Consider the following 18,395-nt stretch of genomic DNA (forward strand, 5'->3'; position numbering starts at 1 on the left):
CTAGCCCCCTAACGCATGATGAAGACAGGAAAATACCGATCGCATGGGGCCGAAGCGGCAGATTGCAGGACCGCTTTTCATGTTGCTGGCGCTGACCGCGATGATGCTCGCCATTGGTGAGGGCTGGACCCCGATGAGGAGGTGAAGGCGATGTCGAGAAAACCAGAGCCGAAGAAGAGCCTCGCGCTTCGCGTCGAGTTTAGCCTTTTGCTAACCGCCTGGATCCTATCGCTGGTCTGGATGATCGCGAACGTGGTGCACTGGCTGAACTGAATGCGGCAGGACAATCCGATCCGCAGTCACCGCGTGACAGTATTCTGCGACTGGCTCGAAACCGTGCCGTTCGGCGAGGAATTCGACGAGCGGCCCGAATATGCCTTCTTCACCGACCTCACCGAGGACGAACTTGTCGCGGCCGAGCACGAACTCGTGCGCCGCTATGCCCGTCTCGCCCACCGCGAGGACCTCCAGGCGCTGACTGCCCAAATGGCGGGATTGCGCGCGCTTGCCTCCGACAACGACCCCTGACGGTCCGATAGGCAGATGCGCTCACGCTAACGGCGGTTCGCGGGACCAAAATTAGAGGGGAGGGGGCTTTGCCCTGATTGCGCCCAAGGCTGCCGGTGGTCGGCATGCAAGGTCGCTCAATCAGGAGTATATGCCATGATCAAGACCATCCCGCTGAACAAGCTCGCCCCTTCGCCGCGCAATGTGCGCAAGCACGCCGATCCTGCCGCCGATGCCGAACTGAAAGCCAGCATTGCCGCCAGCGGCCTGTTGCAGAACCTCATCGTGCGTGCCGGTTCCAAGAGCAAGTTCGAGGTCGAGGCCGGCGAACGTCGCCGCCGCGCGCTCGTCGCTCTTGCCGATGACAAGGTCCTGCCGCGCACCCATCCCGTCACCTGCCTGGTGCTGGACGAGACGGCAAGCGACGCGGTCGAGACCAGCCTTGCCGAAAACTTCCACCGCCTCGCGATGAACCCGGCCGATGAAGCCCAGGCCTTTGCCTCGCTCGTCGAGGCTGGCGCCAGCAGCGAAGAGGTGGCCCGTCGCTTCGGTCTCACCGTCCGCTTTGTCGAAGGCCGCCTCCGGCTTGCCAATCTTGCCGAACCGGTCCTCACTGCCCTCGCATCGGGCGCCATCACGCTTGACCTCGCCAAGGCCTATGGCGCGACTTCGGACCAGGCGATCCAGGCCCGGGTCTTCGAACAGGTGTCCTCGACCTATTATGCGCCCAGTCCCGACAGCATCCGCCGCATGGTCCTGACCGGCACCGTGCGCGGCAGCGATCCGCGCGCGCGATTTGTCGGGCGCGATGCCTATGTCGAGGCGGGTGGCCGCATCGAGCGCGAGCTCTTCGACGACGATGACAGCGAAAGCTGGGTCGACGTTGCCCTGCTCGAGGATCTCGCGCGGGCCAAGATGGAAGAGCAGGCCAAAGTCCTCGCCGCCGAGCACGCGATCGCCTGGGTGCGCCCGACGCTCGACAACTATGTCAGCCATGACGTGCTTGAGGGGCTGCATCGCCTGCCCGCCGAGCCCGCCCCCTTGAGCGAGGCGGAACTGGCGCGGCTCGACGAACTCGACAAGTCGTTCGACGAACATGCCGCGATCCTCGAATGCGAGGAAAGCGCCGAGGAGGCGATCGCTGCCGCCGAAGCGACGATCGATGCGATCGAACGGGAGACCGACGAGATCCGTCACCGTCCGCTGGTGCTCGATCCTGACCTCAGGCCCGATGCCGGGATGATCCTGACTTTGGGCCGTGACGGCTCGCCGGTGCTCCAGCCGCACTATTATACCGAGAATGCCGCAGTGCTGGCACCGGAGGACGATGCGGTCGAAGTGGTCTCGGACGGCACGCGCGATGCGCCGCGCCGTGCGACCCTGTCAAAGCGGCTCGTCGACGAGCTTGCGATGCAGCGCCGCGACGTCCTCGCGCTACATGTCGCGTCCGATCCGGCCCTGGCGCTCGATCTTCTCGTCTTCACGCTGGCCGATACCGATACGCATGACTGGCGTGCACGCTCGGCGACGACCTTGCGCGGACCGATCGCGGCGGGCCCGGTCGTCGGTTTCGAGGCGAAGGATGCGCCGGCGACTGCGGCGCTGGCCGAACTGAGGGGCGGTCTCGATGAAAGCTGGCGCGGCGCGGGCGACATCGTCGCCCGATTCAAGGCGTTCCGCCGCCTCGACGAGGATGCACGCACGTCCTGGCTCGGCTTTGTCGTTGCCCGCACTTTCGAGGCAAGCCTCAACATGGCGGGCGACCGGGCGATCGCACTCCATGATCACCTGGGTTCGGATATCGGTATCGAGATCGCCCGCTGGTGGCGGCCCACGGCGGCGAACTACTTCGACCGCGTGTCGAAGTCGGTGATCCTCGAGGCATTGTCGGAAGTCGGCGGGTCGGATCTCGTCGCGCGTTTTGCCGCGTCGAAAAAGGGCGAACTCGCGGAAAGTGCCGAACGGGTATTCTCAGGCAATTTCATCACCGATGCAGCGGTGCGCGAGGCAGCGCTGGCCTGGGTTCCCGAAGTCATGCGCTTTGCCGCACCTGTGAGCGACGCCGATGATCAGGCGGTCGACGACGACGGCGCTGATGAACATGCGTCGGATGCTGTCGCAGGCGATGTCGCCGCCGACGATGATGGTCCCCGCGAGATGGCCGCCTGACCTCCTCCTGACAGGACAGGCCATCTGGCAACAGGGTGAGGCGGCTCCTTCCACTCGGAAGGGGCCGCCTCTTCTCTTGGCTCCGCTGGAAGAGAGGAGAGGGTGCCTTTGCTTCTTGCGGACCGGGCGATGCCTTTGTCGTCCCGGCCGCATCAGGAGAACAGCCATGCCCCGCAATTACAGCAAGTCCCGCGCCCGTTCGCGGGCCGAGACCGTCTCGCCCGCGCAGCGCATCACCGCCGAAATCATCAAGCGCCTCGAGGAGGGTACACGTCCCTGGGTCAAGCCGTGGCGCGGCGTTCCCTCGGCGCGGCCTTTGCGCGCCTGTGGCATTCCCTACCAGGGCATCAACGTGTTCTGGCTGTGGCTGGTGGCCGATATGTCCGGATTCGCCTCGCCCTACTGGATGACCTACAGACAGGCAAAGGAGCTGGGCGGACAAGTCCGCAAGGGCGAGAAGGCGACGATCGCGGTCTTCTACAAGAGCTACACCAGGGAGGTTGAGGATCCCGCGACCGGCGAAATGGAAGACCAGGCCCGCCGCGTCCTCAAAAGCTTTCCGGTGTTCAACGCCGACCAGGTCGATGACTTGCCCGTGCGTTTCCGCCCCGCACCGCCGGTCCAGCCGGTGGCGCCCGCTGGCCAGCGCGACGAGCTCGACACCTTCTTCGCCAGGATTCCGGCAAAGCTACGGCACCAGGGCGCCGAGGCCTATTACGAACCCGTCGCCGACCGTGTCACCATCCCGCCGGTCGAGCTCTTCACAGGCTACGACCACTATTATGCGACACTTGCGCACGAGCTATCGCACTGGACGGGGCATGCCAGCCGGCTTGCGCGCGACCTCAAGAACCGGTTCGGTTCGGAGAGCTATGCCGCCGAGGAACTGGTGGCCGAACTCTTGAGCGCGATGCTGGGTGCCGAACTCGGGCTACCGGTCGCCCATCTCGACAACCACGCCAGCTATATCGACCACTGGCTGCAGCTCTTCAAAAAGGATGATCGCGCGATCCTGACCGCCGCCGCGCGCGCCGAAGCGGCCTCCTCGCTGCTGTTGAAGCTGGGCGGACGCAAGGCGGATGGCAGCGATGCCGGTGATGCCAGTGATGATGATCATGGTCATGACCACCATGATGACAACGAGCGCGGCGATGCCGTGCTCGCGGCGTGAGGAGGCGGATCATGGGACGTTCCGTCAGCTATCCCTGCGGTGCCATTGTCGCCGTCTGATCGGTGCCGACGACGATGATTTCGACTGGGAATACGAATGCCTCGTCGACTGGATTCGTGCCGAAGCGGTTCGCGCTTTCCCATCACTCCGCGAGCACGATGGCTGGCGCAGCCGCGAGGATCGCATCCTCCTGCGCAACGCCTACGCCGATTGCGGGATTTCGACCTATTGCGGGCTTGCCGCGGTCTGGCTCGTCGAGCGCGACGATGGTGCCTATTGGGATGCCGATGCGGGAACCGCCCGTTCGCCCCGCGCGCAGCGCTGGCTCGGGCAGGTCGCAGACAAGTTCACGGGCCTATTCGGTGAACTCGAATGCCTCGGGCGTTTTTCGAACGGCGAGGCGATCTACCGGCGCCGCGACGCCATCTAGCATCACTCTTTCCAATTGAACAGATATGCATTATATCGTGCATATGAAAGGAGCGATGTGATGGCGACCCTGGCCCCGGAAGCAGCCGATCGCGGTGCGGTTCTGACGGCTGCTGTCGCGCGCATCGCCGATCTCTGGCAATGGAACAACGGCAGGCTCGGGCAGGTGCTCGGCCTGTCGCCTGCCACCGTATCCCGCCTGCGGCACGGACAGGCGCGGCTCGATCCGGCCTCCAAGTCCTTCGAGGCCGGGCAATTCCTGCTGCGCCTGTTCCGGAGTCTCGATGCCCTGCTCGGCAGCGACGACGATGCCGCGCGGCGATGGCTCGAGGCCGACAATCTCGACCTCGGCGGCAAGCCGATCGACCAGGTCACAACGATGCGCGGGCTCATGGGTCTATGCGACTATGTGGACGCCTGGCGCGCTCGCGTCTGAACACCGGTCCTATCGGGCTCGGGTCTGGCGCGTGGTCGAAGCCCAGCACCGCATCTCGACCGGACGGCTTGTGTCCGATCCTGTAGCGCAGGCTCTCCTCGAGGACCTTGCCGACGAGGTAAAGCCGGCCTTGCCGGCGAGTGCCGCGCATCTCGACTACCTGCTGGCTTCACCCTTTCGCTATGGGCACCGGCAGGACAGCCGTTTTCGCCGGGCCGATGAACGTCCCGGTATCTTCTATGCAAGCGAAGCCGAGGCGACCGCGATTGCCGAGACAGCCTATTGGCGTCTCAGGTTCTTCTCGCGCTCGCCGGGCTTTGTCCCGCCCTCGACGACCAGCGAACATTCGAGCTTTTCGGTTCTCGTTGCCAGCCAGGCCGCGCTCGATCTGACCGAGCCGCCGTTTGAATCTAACGAAGCCGACTGGATCGATCCTGCCGACTATACTGCCTGCCAGGACCTTGCCGTGGCCGCCCGCGAGGCGGCGACCGGTCTGATCCGTACATTGTCGGCACGCGATCCTGAACGGGGCTGCAATGTCGTCGTGCTCGATCCGGCGGCCCTTGCCGAGCGCCGTCCGAAACCGGGGCGGACCTGGCATCTGCGCTTCGAGAACGACAGGCTCGTGGCGCTGGCGGCGTTCCCCGCGCGCGACCGGTACGAATTTACCGCTGCCAGGTTCGGGCTCTGATCCGGTCGGACCCGAAGCATATGGGGTGATCCCCTGCCGGTTCGTCATTCCCTTGGGAGAGGCCGGAGCGAGAGAGGCCCTGGACCGGTCGGCTGAGGCCGCAACCCGCCAGCGGCAGGCCCGTGTTGGTCGGCTGTGATCGTCCTTTGCATCATCATGCGTTCGGCATTGATCTGACATCGAGGCACGCGCGACGGCATCAGATGGCCGACCTGCCCGCACCAGCCTGCCGCTCGGGGGTTTCCCACTTGCGCGGTGCGTCCCCATCCTTGTCCCGGCCCTGACGGGCTTTCGCCGGCGCTCCCCATCGGGTCTTGCCGGATCAAACCGTCAGGAGGATTATCCCATGCATTCGCAATTCCACGACCAGCTATCCGGCCTCGACCTCGCCGGATTTTCGATCGGCCCGGCGCCCGTTGGCGCCGCCGATTTTCCGACAACCGAGCAGGCCAGCCAGACATTGGAAGCGATCTGGTCCGATCTCTTCGCGATGTTTTCGGGCACCGCGCTCGAAGCCGATGCAGAGGATATCGGATGGGCCTTCGTCAACCTCTTCCACCGCTCGGCGCAGCGCAAGTCCAGCGCGCTCGACAGGGCCAGCGACGAGGTCCGTGCGCTCCTCGCCAGTGCGGATGGTTCGGAAGTCCATACCGGAGATCTCGAAGACCAGGTCGAGCGTGCCCAGTGCGCCGAGGCGTCGATGCTGGCGATGGAAGAAATGCGCGAGATCGCCGCATGCCTCTACCTCAACGAGTTCGGGTCCTCGTGGAAGCCGGTCTCGAGTTCGCGCTTCAACCATGGCGCGATGCTGACCTCCGCGCTCGTCGAGGGCCGCGAGTTCCTGCGCGCACGGGCCGCGTCGAAGCGCCGCGCAGCCATGCCCGAAGGTACGCCCGTGGTCTTTGCCGGCGGGCGCCCGAAATTTGCAACCGACGAGGAGGCCAAGGCTTTTGCCACCAACGTCTGGGCGACGCTCGACAAGGTGCGCGACCGAGTCCCCGACATGGTTCTCGTCCATGGCGGCGACACCAAGGGCTGCGACCGGCTTGCCGCATCCTGGGCCGAACGTCGCGACATCGCCCAGGTCACCTTCTCGCTCGACCGGCGCATGGGCGCACGTGCCGGGTTCCAGCGCAACGAGCGCATGCTGTCACTCGATCCGCGATACGTCGTTGCCTTTCCGGGCAATGGCGTTCTGGAGCGGCTTGTCATCGAGGCGAAGGCACGCCGGATTACCGTTGTCGATCGCCGCGGCCTGCTGGGCACCAGCCCCAGGGCGGTACAGCAGGTCAAGCAATGACCCATATCCGACGGCTGCGTTGCTTCCCTGCAGCGCAGCCGTTCGCTGTCCGATTTCGGCCAGCGCGATGATGTTGAGCGCGTGTTTGCTGGTGGGGCCGACCTACTCAGGCTGACGGTCGGCTACCTTGCGAAGCAGCATGGAGGAGATGGGTGAAATCACCCTTCTTCGCGAGCACGTCCGCCAGGGAATAGCGGCCAAGGATATCGAGGAACGCACCGAGCGCCTCGTCGAGCACACTGGTGAGGCCGCAAGCGGGCGCAATGACGCATCCCCCGCATTCGACGAGATCGAAATCGTCCTCGGTATATCGGATCAGTTCGCCAACGTTGATCTGTTCGGTTGGCTTCGCGAGGCGTATCCCGCCGGATCGGCCCCGAACGCTTTCCAGATAGCCCGCACCGACGAGGTCGCTCACGACTTTCATCAGGTGGTTCTGAGAAATGCCATAGGCAGTCGCGATCTCGGAAATCGAGCACAGCCGGTCGGGCCGCGAGCCCAGGTAGAGCAGCACGCGCATCGCATAATCGGTGTAGCGGGTAAGCCGCATAGCCCGTTCTCCAAAAGATGCATTTCTATTGCATGTTTTTGCAGCCCCGCATAGATGCGTCGGCAATACCTGTTTTGGAGTGGAAGCTATGGAACTCGAACGGATCGACGACGAGGGCCTCGGTCACCTTGTCGAAGCGTTCTATGCGCGCGTGCGAGCCGACGAAGAACTCGGTCCCATCTTCAACGATGCGATTTCGGACTGGCCCGAACATCTCGGCAAGCTCACCGATTTCTGGTCGTCGGTGATGCTGACCACGGGGCGCTACAAGGGACAGCCCGTCCCCGCGCACATGAAGCACCGGTCGAAGATAACGCCCGAACTTTTCGAACGCTGGCTCGGTCTCTGGGCCGAGACAACAGACGCGTTGATGGAACCTGCTGCCGCAAGGGCGCTTCAGGACAAGGCACGGCGGATCGCGCAGAGCCTGCAACTGGCGATGTTCTTTCGCATTGATGCCGATCAGCCGACCGGCCGCGCGAATATTTCCGAGCGGGTTGCGGCAGAATGAGTAGCGCCGAGGCGGAGTTTGGCCGACCCGAACCCTATCGTTCGACACCGATCTTCGACGAGAGCTCGTTGCCGGCAGCCTTGCGCGAACGACATGATACCAAGCCCGGGGTCTGGGGACTGATCCGCGTTCTGGAAGGACGTCTGAAGCTCACCATCCTCGAGCCGCTTGGTGAAACGGTGCTCGAGCCGGGAAAACCCGGTATCGTCCTTCCCGGGCAGCCGCATTACGTCACGCTTCTCGGACCGATGAAGATGCAGGTTGATTTCTACAAAGAGCCTCCGCCGACTGGCCGATAAGCCAAGCAATCCCCCCAATCCAGTTGCGCCTGCTGCGACAGGCATTTCCGACCTGAAGGTTCTTCGTGCTCAAATTCCTGATCTCGCGATCGGCCACTCTCCTGCCGCAGGGCGCGATTGGTCACCTTGGTTGGCTGCGCGGCGCAATCGGAGGAGGGCTCGCCATCCTCACGTCGGGCCTGGTCGCCATTGTGCTGCTGGGTACCAACAGCGCCGCCCTTCCGGTCCTCGTCGCGCCGCTCGGCGCCTCCGCAGTCCTGGTCTTCGCCGTTCCCGCCAGTCCGCTGGCCCAGCCTCGTTCGGTCATCGGCGGGAACCTCCTGTCCGCGGCGATCGGGCTGGCACTGGGTCATGCCATCGGCGAACCGATGCTCGCGGCAGGCCTCGCAGTCGGCATCGCGATCGCGGCCATGTCGGTGACCCGATGTCTCCATCCTCCGGGCGGCGCCTGCGCGCTTCTATGCGCGCTGGGTGCGGCGGGGCCGGAGGCCTGGAGCTGGGCATACCTGTGGCCGATTGCCATGAATGTCCTCGCCCTTTCGGCAGCAGGCTGGTTCTACAACAACCTGACGGGTCACCCCTGGCCGCACCATGCCGCTGTCCCGGCTGCGCCCCCGACGGCATCCGGTTTCGCCTATACCCATGAAGATCTCGAGGCGGTCCTTGCCGACTGGAACGAAGTACTCGACGTCGATATCGATGACCTCAATGCGATCTACCAGGCCCTGCATCGGCGCGTAGCCAGCCGCCATTATGTTCGGCATCGCTGAGCAGGATATTCTCTCGGCCATGACGCCCGAAAAAGCTGCGCAGGCCGGGCCTATCTTCCGGGGCACAGGACAAGCGCCGGGCGGCATTATGACCAATGTTAAACATGTGGCAGGCTTTGCCTGCTATCTGTTGGACTACTCTCCTCCCTCACTCGGCCTCGCCTTCGGCGGGGCCTTTTCTTTGCCGCTATCGGTACTAGCTAAGCGGCAAGGAGAGGAAACCCGACATGCCGCTTCGGATCACCATGCATCGCAATGACAAGGAGCCGATCGAATGCGTTTGCCTTGGCGACCTGGCCGAGGCGATCGCGGTCGCACGCGAGGCCAGGGAAGCCGGGGACTGCGTTGCCGTACAAATATGGAATACCGACGGACAGCTGCTTCACGAAGACGGCGAACTGGGGTAAATCTTTGCACAGCCGCGTCGCGAGCGGTTGTGACGATGCCCCGGCATCGTTAGCCCGGATCGAGACATCAGGGGGGCAAGACCATGTCGAACTATTCCACGCACCAGGGCAAGCCGGACCGGTGGTCGCATCCGGTCCAGAATCTCGACCCGTCGGTGCGACGCGCGCGATACGGGCGGCTCCAGCCACTCGAAACTCCGTCGCTGTTCGAGCGCATTTTCCGTCGCCGGAGCTGACCCGAGGTCCAGCACGATGCGCTGCCCGGACGGAGTGACGGCGTAACCGTCGACGCCGCTAAGCAGTTGCGCGATTGGCGGACCTTTCGCTAGATAATGCGGGCCGTTCACTGCCGATCATGCCCTGCCGGAACATCGCAGACTGACCCGATCGAGAACCATGGTCGGCGCGAATTTGCTGTCCGGCAGATGGTGCATCTGGCGTTCCATCCCGGTCTCGCGCTTGTCCCTGATCGCGGCCGCGTCTCATACGACGAGTTGTCGAAGGATGGCCTATCCATTTGCATTTGCTGGCATGATGGCGAGCAGATGACGCACGTCGATCCACGAACAGGGCCAGTGGCAATCCTCCTGCCGGCACCGGACGCCAATCCGGCTTTGTCGCGAACATTCCTGAACCAGGTCTGCTGATCCCTGCAACCCGCAGCCCTGCCGGCCGTGTTGGCAGCGTCTCTCGCTCGATTGCGGTGCAATCGCCGGGGCGCTGCCTGCCCGCACCACCCGGCGTCTGCAGGTTCCCCTTGGGTCCATGACCCTACGGTGCAAGTCTCCCATGCCCTGCTTCTGACCGGAGTTCGCAAGCCGGAAATGGTTTCCGGTTTGAGAGCAGAAGGAAGCCCATCATGACCAATATCGCAATCCTCGTCGGCCGCATCGCCCGCGATCCCGAAACCCGCACCACGCAAGGCGGAACCACCGTCACCACGATCTCGCTGGTCACCGACCGTCCGGCCCGCGACAAGGAAGGCAAGACCTACAAGGACGAGAACGGCTATACCGCCAAGGACAGCGAGTTCCACCGCGTCACCTGCTTCAACGGTCTCGGCCAGAACGTCGCCAAGTACTGCAGCAAGGGCCAGCTCGTCAGCCTCGAAGGCCGAATCCACTACACCCAGTGGAACGACCAGGACGGCAACAAGCGCTACGGCTGCGAGATCCTCGCCGACAAGGTCGACTTCCTGTCGCGCCCGAACCGCTCGGACAACCAGGATGCCCCGCCGATCGACGAAGACTGATCGGCACGGTACAACGACAAGGCCCCGCTGGCACGCGCCACCGGGGCCTTTCTTTTGCTTGTCCTGCTGGAGAGGCAGCGCAAGCGAAGCGAATTTCCGACCCGCGCTACAGCATCACGGCGTTGCACCCAGGTGCTCGAGCGCCGCATCGAGCCCCATCGCCGACGCCTGTTTGACGAGCCGCTTGAGCTTGCCGGCCTCGAGCGTTTCGGCGCCGCATTCGAGCAGCATAACGCCCAACTCCTGCGCGGCTTTCTCGCGCAGCTCCGCTTCCCTTGCATCGAGCTCCGCGCGCTGTTCACGGAGGCGGGTGAGCGCATCGCGTGCATTTCTGGACCTTGCCATGTTCGGTTCCTTACCTTGGCTGAAGGTCCCCTCGCGGTGCATCCTGCCACAGCCCAAATGTTCTGCAAAGGTTCTTGTTTGCGGCGAGGCGAGGGCATGCATTTGCCGATAGGTTGGGAGGTCTCTCTCGCAGTCCCTGTCATCGTGATGGAGGCTTGAGGGCCCGCGTCAAGGACGGACGGGGCCCCACCATTTTGCCCGCCACCGGATTGCATCCGGCAGCGAACAAAATCGTTACCCCCACCGCCGCTTCGCGGCCGCGTGTTCCACGCGGTCCCTGACCCGGTCCGTCGCCCCCATCGAGCGCTCCTGACGATGCGAAGCATCGAACTTCAGGAGGAAATGTCATGCACACTTGCAGCCATCATTCGTACCGGCCGGACGCGGATCAAACGGCGTTCATCGCGGCCATGGATACGGCCAATGCGCGGGCCCAGCACAGCTACTTTACCCAGTATGTCCTGACCGACAGCGAGGCAGGATACGTCACCATCGACGAAGGCGATTACGGCGCCTTGCCGGACCGGTTGATGGCCCGCGTGATCGACGCGGTGCCGGGCCGGTTCAGCGACGAATTCTGATCCAGGGGACGCACACCACATGAGGAGGAAGTCCGGTCAGGGCTTCCTCCTTTTGTTTTGCTCAACACACCGGATGTTGCACGATCTGCTTCCCTGAATGTGGAATGCCGAAGTTTTCAGTCCTGCCATTCGGGTAAGTCAAAACGCTCGAGGCGGTCCGGCATTGTGAGCATTTTTACGGCAGCCGCAGCGATAGCTTCGGCTTTGCTTGGAAAGGCTTCGGCCGACGAAATCGACACGCCGTTCGAATAGCTGACCTTCGCCTGGAAGCCATTGCCGCTGGGTGACGCGCTGAGGGTTACGCTGGTCATCATCGCACTCCTGTCCTGTACCAGGAATCGGCGCGGACCATACGCTGATCGATTTCCGGAAGCCATTCTTATCGGTTCCGGAAACCTGGCATCCTCGAGCCGCAGGCGCACCCACGGGAGGTAGCGGCAAGTCCCTCCATCAGGATCACGCTCCTATCACTGGACTACGCCTTCGAAGCTGGGAACAGGGAGCACACCCCACGCGACTTGTCGCACCGGTTTACAGCGGTAAAGGGCATCCAAAACAGATAGTTGATGGCGAAATGGGCAAAATGGCAGCTTCTCACCTGAATTCAGGTTGCTGGCCAAATCCAACCTGGATTCAAACTGGCGGGGACCGGGAAGGGCAGAATTCCGCCGCACTTGATGTTCTTGACATGTTCTCATCGTCAGTGTAGATCAAACCTGCCTTTCGCAGCGTGAACCGGGCTTCCTGACCCAAGGAATCCCGACCATGACCCGGCCCGTTGCCCTCCAGGTCTATCTCTCCGACACCCTCGCTGAGCAGGTTCGCAAGGCCGCCAGCGACCATGACATGAGCGTCAGCGAATGGCTGCGTTCGATCATTGCCGACCGCTGCGGGGAGCACGATCTCGCCACCCGGCACGACACCTCGATCACCCGTATCTTGCGCATGATGGTCTTTGCCCGCGTCGGTGTTGATGGCCTGCTTGCCGGTCATGCCGACCCCACGCTGCGTGACCGGATCTACAAGGTCTACCGCCGCCAGTGCACGGCGATCGGCCTTCCTTCCCCCGCAGCCGAGGGAGGCCGCGATGAAGCGTAATCTCGGCAACTTTACCCGCGGCAGCCAGCTCCTCGGGCACTTCGGCTTCATGTTTGCGGCCGGGCTCAAATGGCCGCTCATCATTGCCGTCGTCGCGTTCGGCGCACTGGCCTCGTGGATGGTCGCGCATGGTCTCGACGACCACCATATCTACCTCGTCTGGATGCGGATCTATGCCATGGGTTACCTCTTCATGGAGTTCGATCCCGCCAAGACCGTGACCATGGAAACGGTGTTCGGCGGCACCTTCCAGCTTCCCATCGCGCGCGTCGAAACCTACCCGCCGGTGGTGCGCGCGTGGGACACGATGCTGGACCTTGTCGGCACCGCGTTTGCCTGGACGATGTTCGCGCTCGTGCCAGCCTTCGCGCTGTTTTACTGGATCGCCGAACGCTTCGGCAGCCACTCGAAGGAACGCCGTCATGAGCGCGGTGCATCGCTGGTGCCGCTGGCGGAATTGACCCGCGAAATCCGTCACCACAACCGCGCCGAACGCCGCCGCGAACTGACCGAGACATTGGGTTGGCGCCGCTACTTGTGCCTGCCGTCGGAGCTGCAGGAGGTGATGCCCTACCGCCCATCGCATATCGCGAAACTGCCCTATCCCTGGCGGCTCGAGCAGAGCCATGCGATGCTCATCGGTACCACCGGCATGGGCAAGACCGTGGCGCTCTCCGAGATGGTCGAAGAGGCGCGCGAGCGGCGTCAGCGCGCTGTGATCTTCGACCTTACCGGTGCCTTTATCGAGCATTTCTACGCCCCTGACCGCGACGTCATCCTGAATCCTTTGGATGCCCGCTGTCCGCGCTGGAACATCTTCGACGAATGCCGATCCGAGGGCGAATTCTGGGCCGCCTCCGAAGCGCTCGTGCCGCACGATGGCGGCGGCGAAGCCCAGTTCTGGGTGATTGCCGCGCGTGCGCTCTTCGTCGAGTTCTGCCTGAAACTGGTGGAAGCGGGGGATGCCAGCAATGAAGCACTCGCAAGCCGGCTGATGAGTGCGGATCTTGCGAAGGTTCACGCTATGCTGCGCGGAACGATTGCCGATCCGATCACCGCGCCCGAGGCGGCGCGCATGGCGGAATCGGTGCGTGCCGTATTCAACGTCAATGCCCGCGCGTTGAAGCTCCTGCCGCGCGAAGGCGCGCGCTTCTCGATCCGCGAATGGGTCGAAGCCGAAGACAGAGAGGGCGGCTTTGTGTTCCTCTCGGCCCGCTACGTCGACCTCAGCGTCTGCACCCAGCTGCTCACGCTCTGGCTCGATCTTGCCATGAATACGCTGATGACGACGGCGCGGTCGGATGACCTCAAGATGTGGTTCTTCATCGACGAACTCGGCGCGCTCCACCGCCTCCCCGCCCTCGAAACCGGCCTGCAGACCGCGCGCAACTATGGCGGCGCGATCGTTACTGGCATCCATGCCTATGCCAAGCTGCAGGAAGTCTACGGCGAGCATATGGCCGAGACCCTGTCGTCGCTCGCCAAGACGAAGCTGATCCTCGGCACCGGCGACTACAAGACCGCCTCCTGGTGCTCGGAAGCAATCGGTCATGCCGAAGTTACCGACAAGGACGAGGCGCATACCTATGCCTATAACAATGCGCGCGATGCGGTCAGCCTGACGCCGAGGAAGCATATCGAGGCGCTGGTCCTGCCCGATCAGCTCAAGGACATGCCGAGCCTAACCGGCTATATCAAATTCCCCGACGGGTTCCCGGCAGCGCCCATCACGCTGACCCCGGTCAAGCGCGTCCGGTGCGCCGACGGGTTTATTCCTCGCGTCGAAAACAGCGCAGAGGTCAAGGCTGCGAAGACAATCGCTACGAAGGACAAATCTGTCGCTTCCGAGACCGCCAGTTCGAACGAACACCCCGCGTCGAACGACGACGGTGTCGGCAAGCCGAGCGTACCGAAAGAGAGCGCATCGAAGCAGGGCGAGCTGCAATTCGGGGACAGGTACGAAGCTGACCGCAAGGGCGAGGAAGGCACGCGCAATCATCGCGCCGGGCAACAGGTCGATCCCTTCAATGCCGGCGACCGCGCGGGCGTGCGGGTGGGGAAGGATGCCGTGGATCGCACGGCATCGGGCGCACCGGATTCGGGCCTTGCCGATGGTCGTCAGGCGGGTCTTGAACCGAACACGGCAGCCAGGCCGTCGCGCGCCGACGGGGCGCGGGAGGGGGAGCGCGAGGTGCCCGATGCATCCCGGCCCGATCGTCCCGGCAAGGCCGATGGACCGAGGGAAGCGCGTACAGGTGAAGCGCGGCCGGATGGGCGTATGCAGCGCGATGCGCGCCGCATCGTGCTCGAGGAAGGGCTCGGTGATCCGGGCGGCAAGACCAGCGACGCGCCGCCGCTCGACGACCTCGACTTCGATATTTGATCGCAGCCTTGATGCCCAAGAAAGGCGCGTAGTCGATGCTTTCGCTTGCCAATGTCCGCACCGCTTCGGGCGCTGCCGGCTACTTCGCCAAGGACAACTACTATACCCGCGCCGATGCCGACCGTTCGGGCGAATGGTTCGGCGAAGCCGCGGCAGCGCTGAGCCTCAAGGGCACCGTCGATGCGAAAACTTTCGAGGCGGTTCTGAAGGGCAACCTCCCCGATGGCAGCCGCGTCGGCAGCGACAATCGCTACCACCGCGCGGGTACCGATCTGACCTTCTCGCTCCCCAAGAGCTGGTCGATCCTCGCGCTGGTCGGCGGTGACAGCCGGATCCTCGATGCCTATGCCGGTGCGCTAAAGGAAAGCCTGGCCTGGGCCGAGAAGAACCTCGCCGAAACCCGCCTCCAGCACCGCGGCAAGGAGAAGATCGTCCAGACCGGAAATCTCGTTTCGGCGCTGTTTCGTCACGATACCAACCGCAATCAGGAACCCCAGGCGCATGTCCATGCAGTCATCGCGAATGTCACCAGGGGGCCCGACGGCAAGTGGCGCGCCCTGCGCAACGACAGGCTCTGGGAGCATCATACGCTATTGAATGCCATGGCCATGGCCCGCTTCCGGATCGAAGTCGAGAAGCTCGGCTACGAAATCGGCGAATTGGGCAAGCACGGCAATTTCGAGGCCGTGGGCGTGCCCAAGGCGGTGCGCGAAGCCTTCTCCACACGCCGCGCCGAAGTGCTCGAGAAGGTTGCCGGAATGGCGAGCCGGAGCCCTGCCGCGCATGATGCCGCCACGCTGATGACCCGGGCGGAGAAGGCGCCTGTCGCCGACCGCGTGGCATTGCTCGATGCCTGGAAGGCGAAGGTCGAAGAACTCGGCTTCATGCCCGGCGATATCATCGCGCGCGCCAATGCGCGGGCCGCGACGGGACTTGGCGAGGAGCAAGGTGCGCGCAGCGCTGTACGCAATCTCGGCGCCTCGGTGCGCGCCTTGGCTGCCGGTCTAGCCGAACGCTTGGGACTTAGGCAGGGCGATCCGCTGATCCCGACCCGGCTCGGCAATCGCCCGGTCGAGGAGGTCGCCGCGATCCACGCCGTCGCCTCGGCGGTACGGCATCTGTCCGAGCGCGAGGCAGCGTTCGATCGCTTCGCGGTCTACAGGACCGCGCTGTCGTTCGGGCTCCCGGCGAGCATTCCTGCCATCGACAAGCGCGTCGATCAGCTGCTCCGCCAGGGTCATCTCGTGCGCGGCAAGGGTGCTGACAAGGGGATGGTGACGACCCGCGATGCCATTGCTGCCGAACAGCGCATCCTTTCTGAAGTCGAAGCTGGACGGGGGCAGGGTGTGGCGCTGATGACCCCTGAGCGCGCAGGCGAGCACCTGCAGGCGCTGGCACAGGAGCGCTATGGCCTGACGCTCAACTCGGGGCAGGAAGGGGCGGGCAGGATGCTGCTTTCCTCCACCAATCGCATCGTTGCGATCCAGGGCGTTGCCGGGGCGGGCAAGAGCACGGTCCTCAAGCCCGTTGCGGACATTCTGCGTGCCGAAGGCCGCAAGGTAACGGGTCTCGCCGTGCAGAACACGCTTGTCCAGATGCTCGAGCGCGAGACCGGGATTGAGTCGATGAGCGTCGCGCGTTTTCTGGGCCGCTATGCCCCGCTGCTCGATGGCGGCGACCGGCAGGCGCTCGCCGAAGCGCGCAGCGAGTGGAAGGGCAGCACGGTGCTTCTCGACGAGGCCTCGATGGTCGGAAATGCCGACAAAGAAAAGCTGGTCCGGCTCGCCAATCTGCTGGAACTGGGACGCTTCGCCGCGATCGGTGACCGCAAGCAGCTGGGTGCAGTCGATGCCGGGAAGCCCTTCGATGTCATGCAGCAGGCGGGCATCGAGACTGCCGGGATGCGGATCAATATTCGCGCGCGCTATGCCGCCTTGCGCGAAGCGCAGCACGCCGCGCAGGCGGGCCAGATTGAGGAAGCGCTCCGGCACCTGGGTGACAATGTGGTCGAGGTGGCCGAAGGCGCCGCGCTGTCTGCGGCGGCAGCCTGGCTTGAACTGAAGCCGCCGGAGCGCGAGCGCACCGCGATCTATGCGTCGGGTCGCACATTGCGCGGCGCGGTCAACGAGGCGGTACAGACCGGGCTCAAGGCTAATGGTGAGCTTGGAGGCAAAGCCCTGCCTCTCGAGACAATGTCGCGGGTCAATCTGACCCGCGAGGAACTGCGTCATGCCAAGAGCTATGCCTCGGGCATGGTCGTCGAGGTCGACCGCCGTCAGCGCGCCCAAAACCTCGCTGCCGGCCGCTACACCGTCGTGGCCAGCGATCCGCGTCAGGAACAGGTCACGCTGGAAAATGTGCGTGGCAGGACATTCGCGTTCCGTCCCGACAAGTTGCGGCCGCAGGCAGAGCGCGATCCCTTGCGGCTTTATGAGATCAAACCCGTCACCATCCATGCCGGCGATCGTATCCGCTGGACCGAGACCGATCATCGGCGCGGACTGTTGAATGCCGACCAGGCAAGGATCGTCGCCATTGGCGAGAAGGCGGTGACGGTGGCGACATCGAGCGGGATCGAGCACGAACTGGCCCATGACGATCCGATGCTGAAGCGGCTCGACCTTGCCTATGCCTTGAATGCCCATATGGCGCAGGGGCTGACCTCGGATCGCGGCATTGCGGTCATGGACAGCCGGGAGAAGAACCTCTCCAATCAGCAGACCTTTCTCGTCACCGTCACCCGGCTGCGCGATGGCCTGACCCTCTACGTCGACAATGCCCACAAGCTCGAGGCTGCGGTCGAGCGCAACACCGGCATGAAGCGTTCGGCGCTCGAAACCACGAAAATGCTTGGCGACGCAGCCGCGCGGGGAACAGCGACCACCAATAAGACCAGGGAGCCAATCGAAGAGCAGAAGCTGCCCGAACTCGAACTTGCGAAGGTCAAACCGTTCGAGATCGGAATCTAACGGGCACCTGCGACACAATAGCAGTGTGGCGGGGCAAGTCGGCCACTCTGCTATCGATCGCTAGTCAGGTCGCGACTGTGTTGCTGTCGCCGGCCTCAGCGGCAGCGGTGGTCGCCCCAGTAGCGATCCCAAACCAGCACCGTGCCGGTTGCTACCATTGCGCAGCTGAGATCGGTGCCCGAGGGGAGCGTGCACCAGGCACCTGTGCGGTTGCCGCCTGCCGAGCCTGTCGACACGCAGCGCATAGGGCCGCTTGCAACGATCACATGGCCCGTCGATGTCGTGCCTCGCGGGCCACCGAGAACATCGACCAGCGCATCGCGCGCTTCGATCGCGCTGGCATCGGGGCAGGGCTGGTTCGTACGACACGTGCCGTCCATCTCGCGCGCGGCTATCCCTGAAATCCGGAGGCGCGGACCTTCCGCGCACCAGACCGGGCCATCGCCATCCCAGACCCGGGTCGGCGTGCAGGTGAAGGTCTGTCCGGCGGCAACGATCGAGGCGGCAAGAGCAAGAAGCATGGATTT

General features: G+C 64.0%; 20 protein-coding genes and 1 pseudogene. 17 read left to right on the plus strand and 4 right to left on the minus strand.

Translation table 11 applies throughout. The annotated features are described in order from the left end of the window. Window positions 1-306 precede the first annotated feature (306 nt). The 7 genes and pseudogenes from A9D14_RS00600 (at window position 307) to A9D14_RS00630 (ending at window position 6,703) form a co-directional block, all read left to right on the plus strand. A complete protein-coding gene (locus tag A9D14_RS00600) occupies window positions 307-528 on the plus strand; it encodes a hypothetical protein (RefSeq protein ID WP_198302028.1) in 222 nt (73 codons plus the stop codon). Between the two features lie 135 nt (window positions 529-663). Further along, the gene (locus A9D14_RS00605; RefSeq protein WP_066842081.1) at window positions 664-2,676 is read left to right on the plus strand and encodes a ParB/RepB/Spo0J family partition protein; all 2,013 of its coding nucleotides are present in this window, start codon (window positions 664-666) and stop codon (window positions 2,674-2,676) included. A gap of 166 nt (window positions 2,677-2,842) precedes the next feature. Next, window positions 2,843-3,847 (plus strand): ArdC family protein, encoded by a 1,005-nt coding sequence (locus A9D14_RS00610; protein ID WP_066842082.1) that lies wholly within the window; start codon window positions 2,843-2,845, stop codon window positions 3,845-3,847. An 11-nt stretch (window positions 3,848-3,858) separates the two neighbouring features. Further along, window positions 3,859-4,277: pseudogene (locus A9D14_RS00615) on the plus strand (hypothetical protein). Window positions 4,278-4,337: 60 nt separating this feature from the next. Next, window positions 4,338-4,712: an MbcA/ParS/Xre antitoxin family protein gene (locus A9D14_RS00620; protein ID WP_066842083.1), complete on the plus strand. Its 375-nt coding sequence runs from the start codon at window positions 4,338-4,340 to the stop codon at window positions 4,710-4,712. A 31-nt stretch (window positions 4,713-4,743) separates the two neighbouring features. Continuing rightward, window positions 4,744-5,403 (plus strand): RES family NAD+ phosphorylase, encoded by a 660-nt coding sequence (locus A9D14_RS00625; protein ID WP_232468657.1) that lies wholly within the window; start codon window positions 4,744-4,746, stop codon window positions 5,401-5,403. Window positions 5,404-5,749: 346 nt separating this feature from the next. Next, window positions 5,750-6,703: a DUF2493 domain-containing protein gene (locus tag A9D14_RS00630; protein WP_066842085.1), complete on the plus strand. Its 954-nt coding sequence runs from the start codon at window positions 5,750-5,752 to the stop codon at window positions 6,701-6,703. A 106-nt stretch (window positions 6,704-6,809) separates the two neighbouring features. On the opposite strand, the gene A9D14_RS00635 is transcribed toward A9D14_RS00630, so the two are convergent. Further along, the gene (locus A9D14_RS00635) at window positions 6,810-7,253 is read right to left on the minus strand and encodes an RrF2 family transcriptional regulator (protein ID WP_066842086.1); all 444 of its coding nucleotides are present in this window, start codon (window positions 7,251-7,253) and stop codon (window positions 6,810-6,812) included. Between the two features lie 88 nt (window positions 7,254-7,341). Here A9D14_RS00635 and A9D14_RS00640 point away from each other — a divergent pair, with 88 nt between their 5' ends. From A9D14_RS00640 to A9D14_RS00660, 6 genes are all read left to right on the plus strand, one after another. After that, window positions 7,342-7,764, plus strand: coding sequence for a group III truncated hemoglobin (locus tag A9D14_RS00640; protein WP_066842087.1), 423 nt, complete (start codon window positions 7,342-7,344; stop codon window positions 7,762-7,764). Beyond that, entirely contained in the window at window positions 7,761-8,063 is a 303-nt protein-coding gene (locus A9D14_RS00645; protein ID WP_066842089.1) for a TehB family protein, read from the plus strand. The genes A9D14_RS00640 and A9D14_RS00645 overlap by 4 nt, the downstream gene beginning before the upstream one ends. 65 nt (window positions 8,064-8,128) lie before the next feature. Further along, window positions 8,129-8,833, plus strand: a complete 705-nt coding sequence (locus A9D14_RS00650; RefSeq protein ID WP_066842091.1) for an HPP family protein — start codon at window positions 8,129-8,131, stop codon at window positions 8,831-8,833. Next, window positions 8,817-9,092: a hypothetical protein gene (locus tag A9D14_RS19235; protein ID WP_157668086.1), complete on the plus strand. Its 276-nt coding sequence runs from the start codon at window positions 8,817-8,819 to the stop codon at window positions 9,090-9,092. Before A9D14_RS00650 ends, A9D14_RS19235 begins: the two co-directional genes overlap by 17 nt. After that, window positions 9,061-9,240 (plus strand): hypothetical protein, encoded by a 180-nt coding sequence (locus A9D14_RS00655; protein ID WP_066842092.1) that lies wholly within the window; start codon window positions 9,061-9,063, stop codon window positions 9,238-9,240. Before A9D14_RS19235 ends, A9D14_RS00655 begins: the two co-directional genes overlap by 32 nt. Before the next feature lie 859 nt (window positions 9,241-10,099). Continuing rightward, window positions 10,100-10,492: a single-stranded DNA-binding protein gene (locus tag A9D14_RS00660; protein WP_066768330.1), complete on the plus strand. Its 393-nt coding sequence runs from the start codon at window positions 10,100-10,102 to the stop codon at window positions 10,490-10,492. A gap of 114 nt (window positions 10,493-10,606) precedes the next feature. Here the strand turns inward: A9D14_RS00660 and A9D14_RS00665 are convergent, their stop codons facing one another. Continuing rightward, window positions 10,607-10,837, minus strand: coding sequence for a DUF6437 family protein (locus A9D14_RS00665; RefSeq protein ID WP_066847808.1), 231 nt, complete (start codon window positions 10,835-10,837; stop codon window positions 10,607-10,609). Between the two features lie 347 nt (window positions 10,838-11,184). Here A9D14_RS00665 and A9D14_RS00670 point away from each other — a divergent pair, with 347 nt between their 5' ends. Further along, window positions 11,185-11,418 carry a hypothetical protein gene (locus A9D14_RS00670; RefSeq protein ID WP_066842093.1) on the plus strand — a complete coding sequence of 78 codons (234 nt, stop codon included), beginning with the start codon at window positions 11,185-11,187 and terminating at the stop codon, window positions 11,416-11,418. Between the two features lie 116 nt (window positions 11,419-11,534). Here the strand turns inward: A9D14_RS00670 and A9D14_RS00675 are convergent, their stop codons facing one another. Next, window positions 11,535-11,729, minus strand: coding sequence for a hypothetical protein (locus tag A9D14_RS00675; RefSeq protein WP_066847811.1), 195 nt, complete (start codon window positions 11,727-11,729; stop codon window positions 11,535-11,537). Between the two features lie 454 nt (window positions 11,730-12,183). Here A9D14_RS00675 and A9D14_RS00680 point away from each other — a divergent pair, with 454 nt between their 5' ends. From A9D14_RS00680 to mobF, 3 genes are read left to right on the plus strand one after another with little or no spacing between them, the layout of a single operon-like run. Next, complete coding sequence (locus A9D14_RS00680; RefSeq protein ID WP_066842094.1) at window positions 12,184-12,516, plus strand: hypothetical protein; 333 nt, start codon at window positions 12,184-12,186, stop codon at window positions 12,514-12,516. Beyond that, complete coding sequence (locus tag A9D14_RS00685) at window positions 12,506-14,899, plus strand: type IV secretion system DNA-binding domain-containing protein (protein ID WP_066842095.1); 2,394 nt, start codon at window positions 12,506-12,508, stop codon at window positions 14,897-14,899. Before A9D14_RS00680 ends, A9D14_RS00685 begins: the two co-directional genes overlap by 11 nt. Window positions 14,900-14,934: 35 nt before the next feature. Beyond that, window positions 14,935-17,868 (plus strand): MobF family relaxase, encoded by a 2,934-nt coding sequence (gene mobF, locus A9D14_RS00690; protein WP_066842096.1) that lies wholly within the window; start codon window positions 14,935-14,937, stop codon window positions 17,866-17,868. Between the two features lie 95 nt (window positions 17,869-17,963). Here the strand turns inward: mobF and A9D14_RS00695 are convergent, their stop codons facing one another. Then, window positions 17,964-18,389, minus strand: coding sequence for a thermonuclease family protein (locus A9D14_RS00695; protein ID WP_066842097.1), 426 nt, complete (start codon window positions 18,387-18,389; stop codon window positions 17,964-17,966). Window positions 18,390-18,395: the final 6 nt, after the last annotated feature.

The organism is Croceicoccus marinus (assembly GCF_001661675.2).
Taxonomy (GTDB): domain Bacteria; phylum Pseudomonadota; class Alphaproteobacteria; order Sphingomonadales; family Sphingomonadaceae; genus Croceicoccus; species Croceicoccus marinus.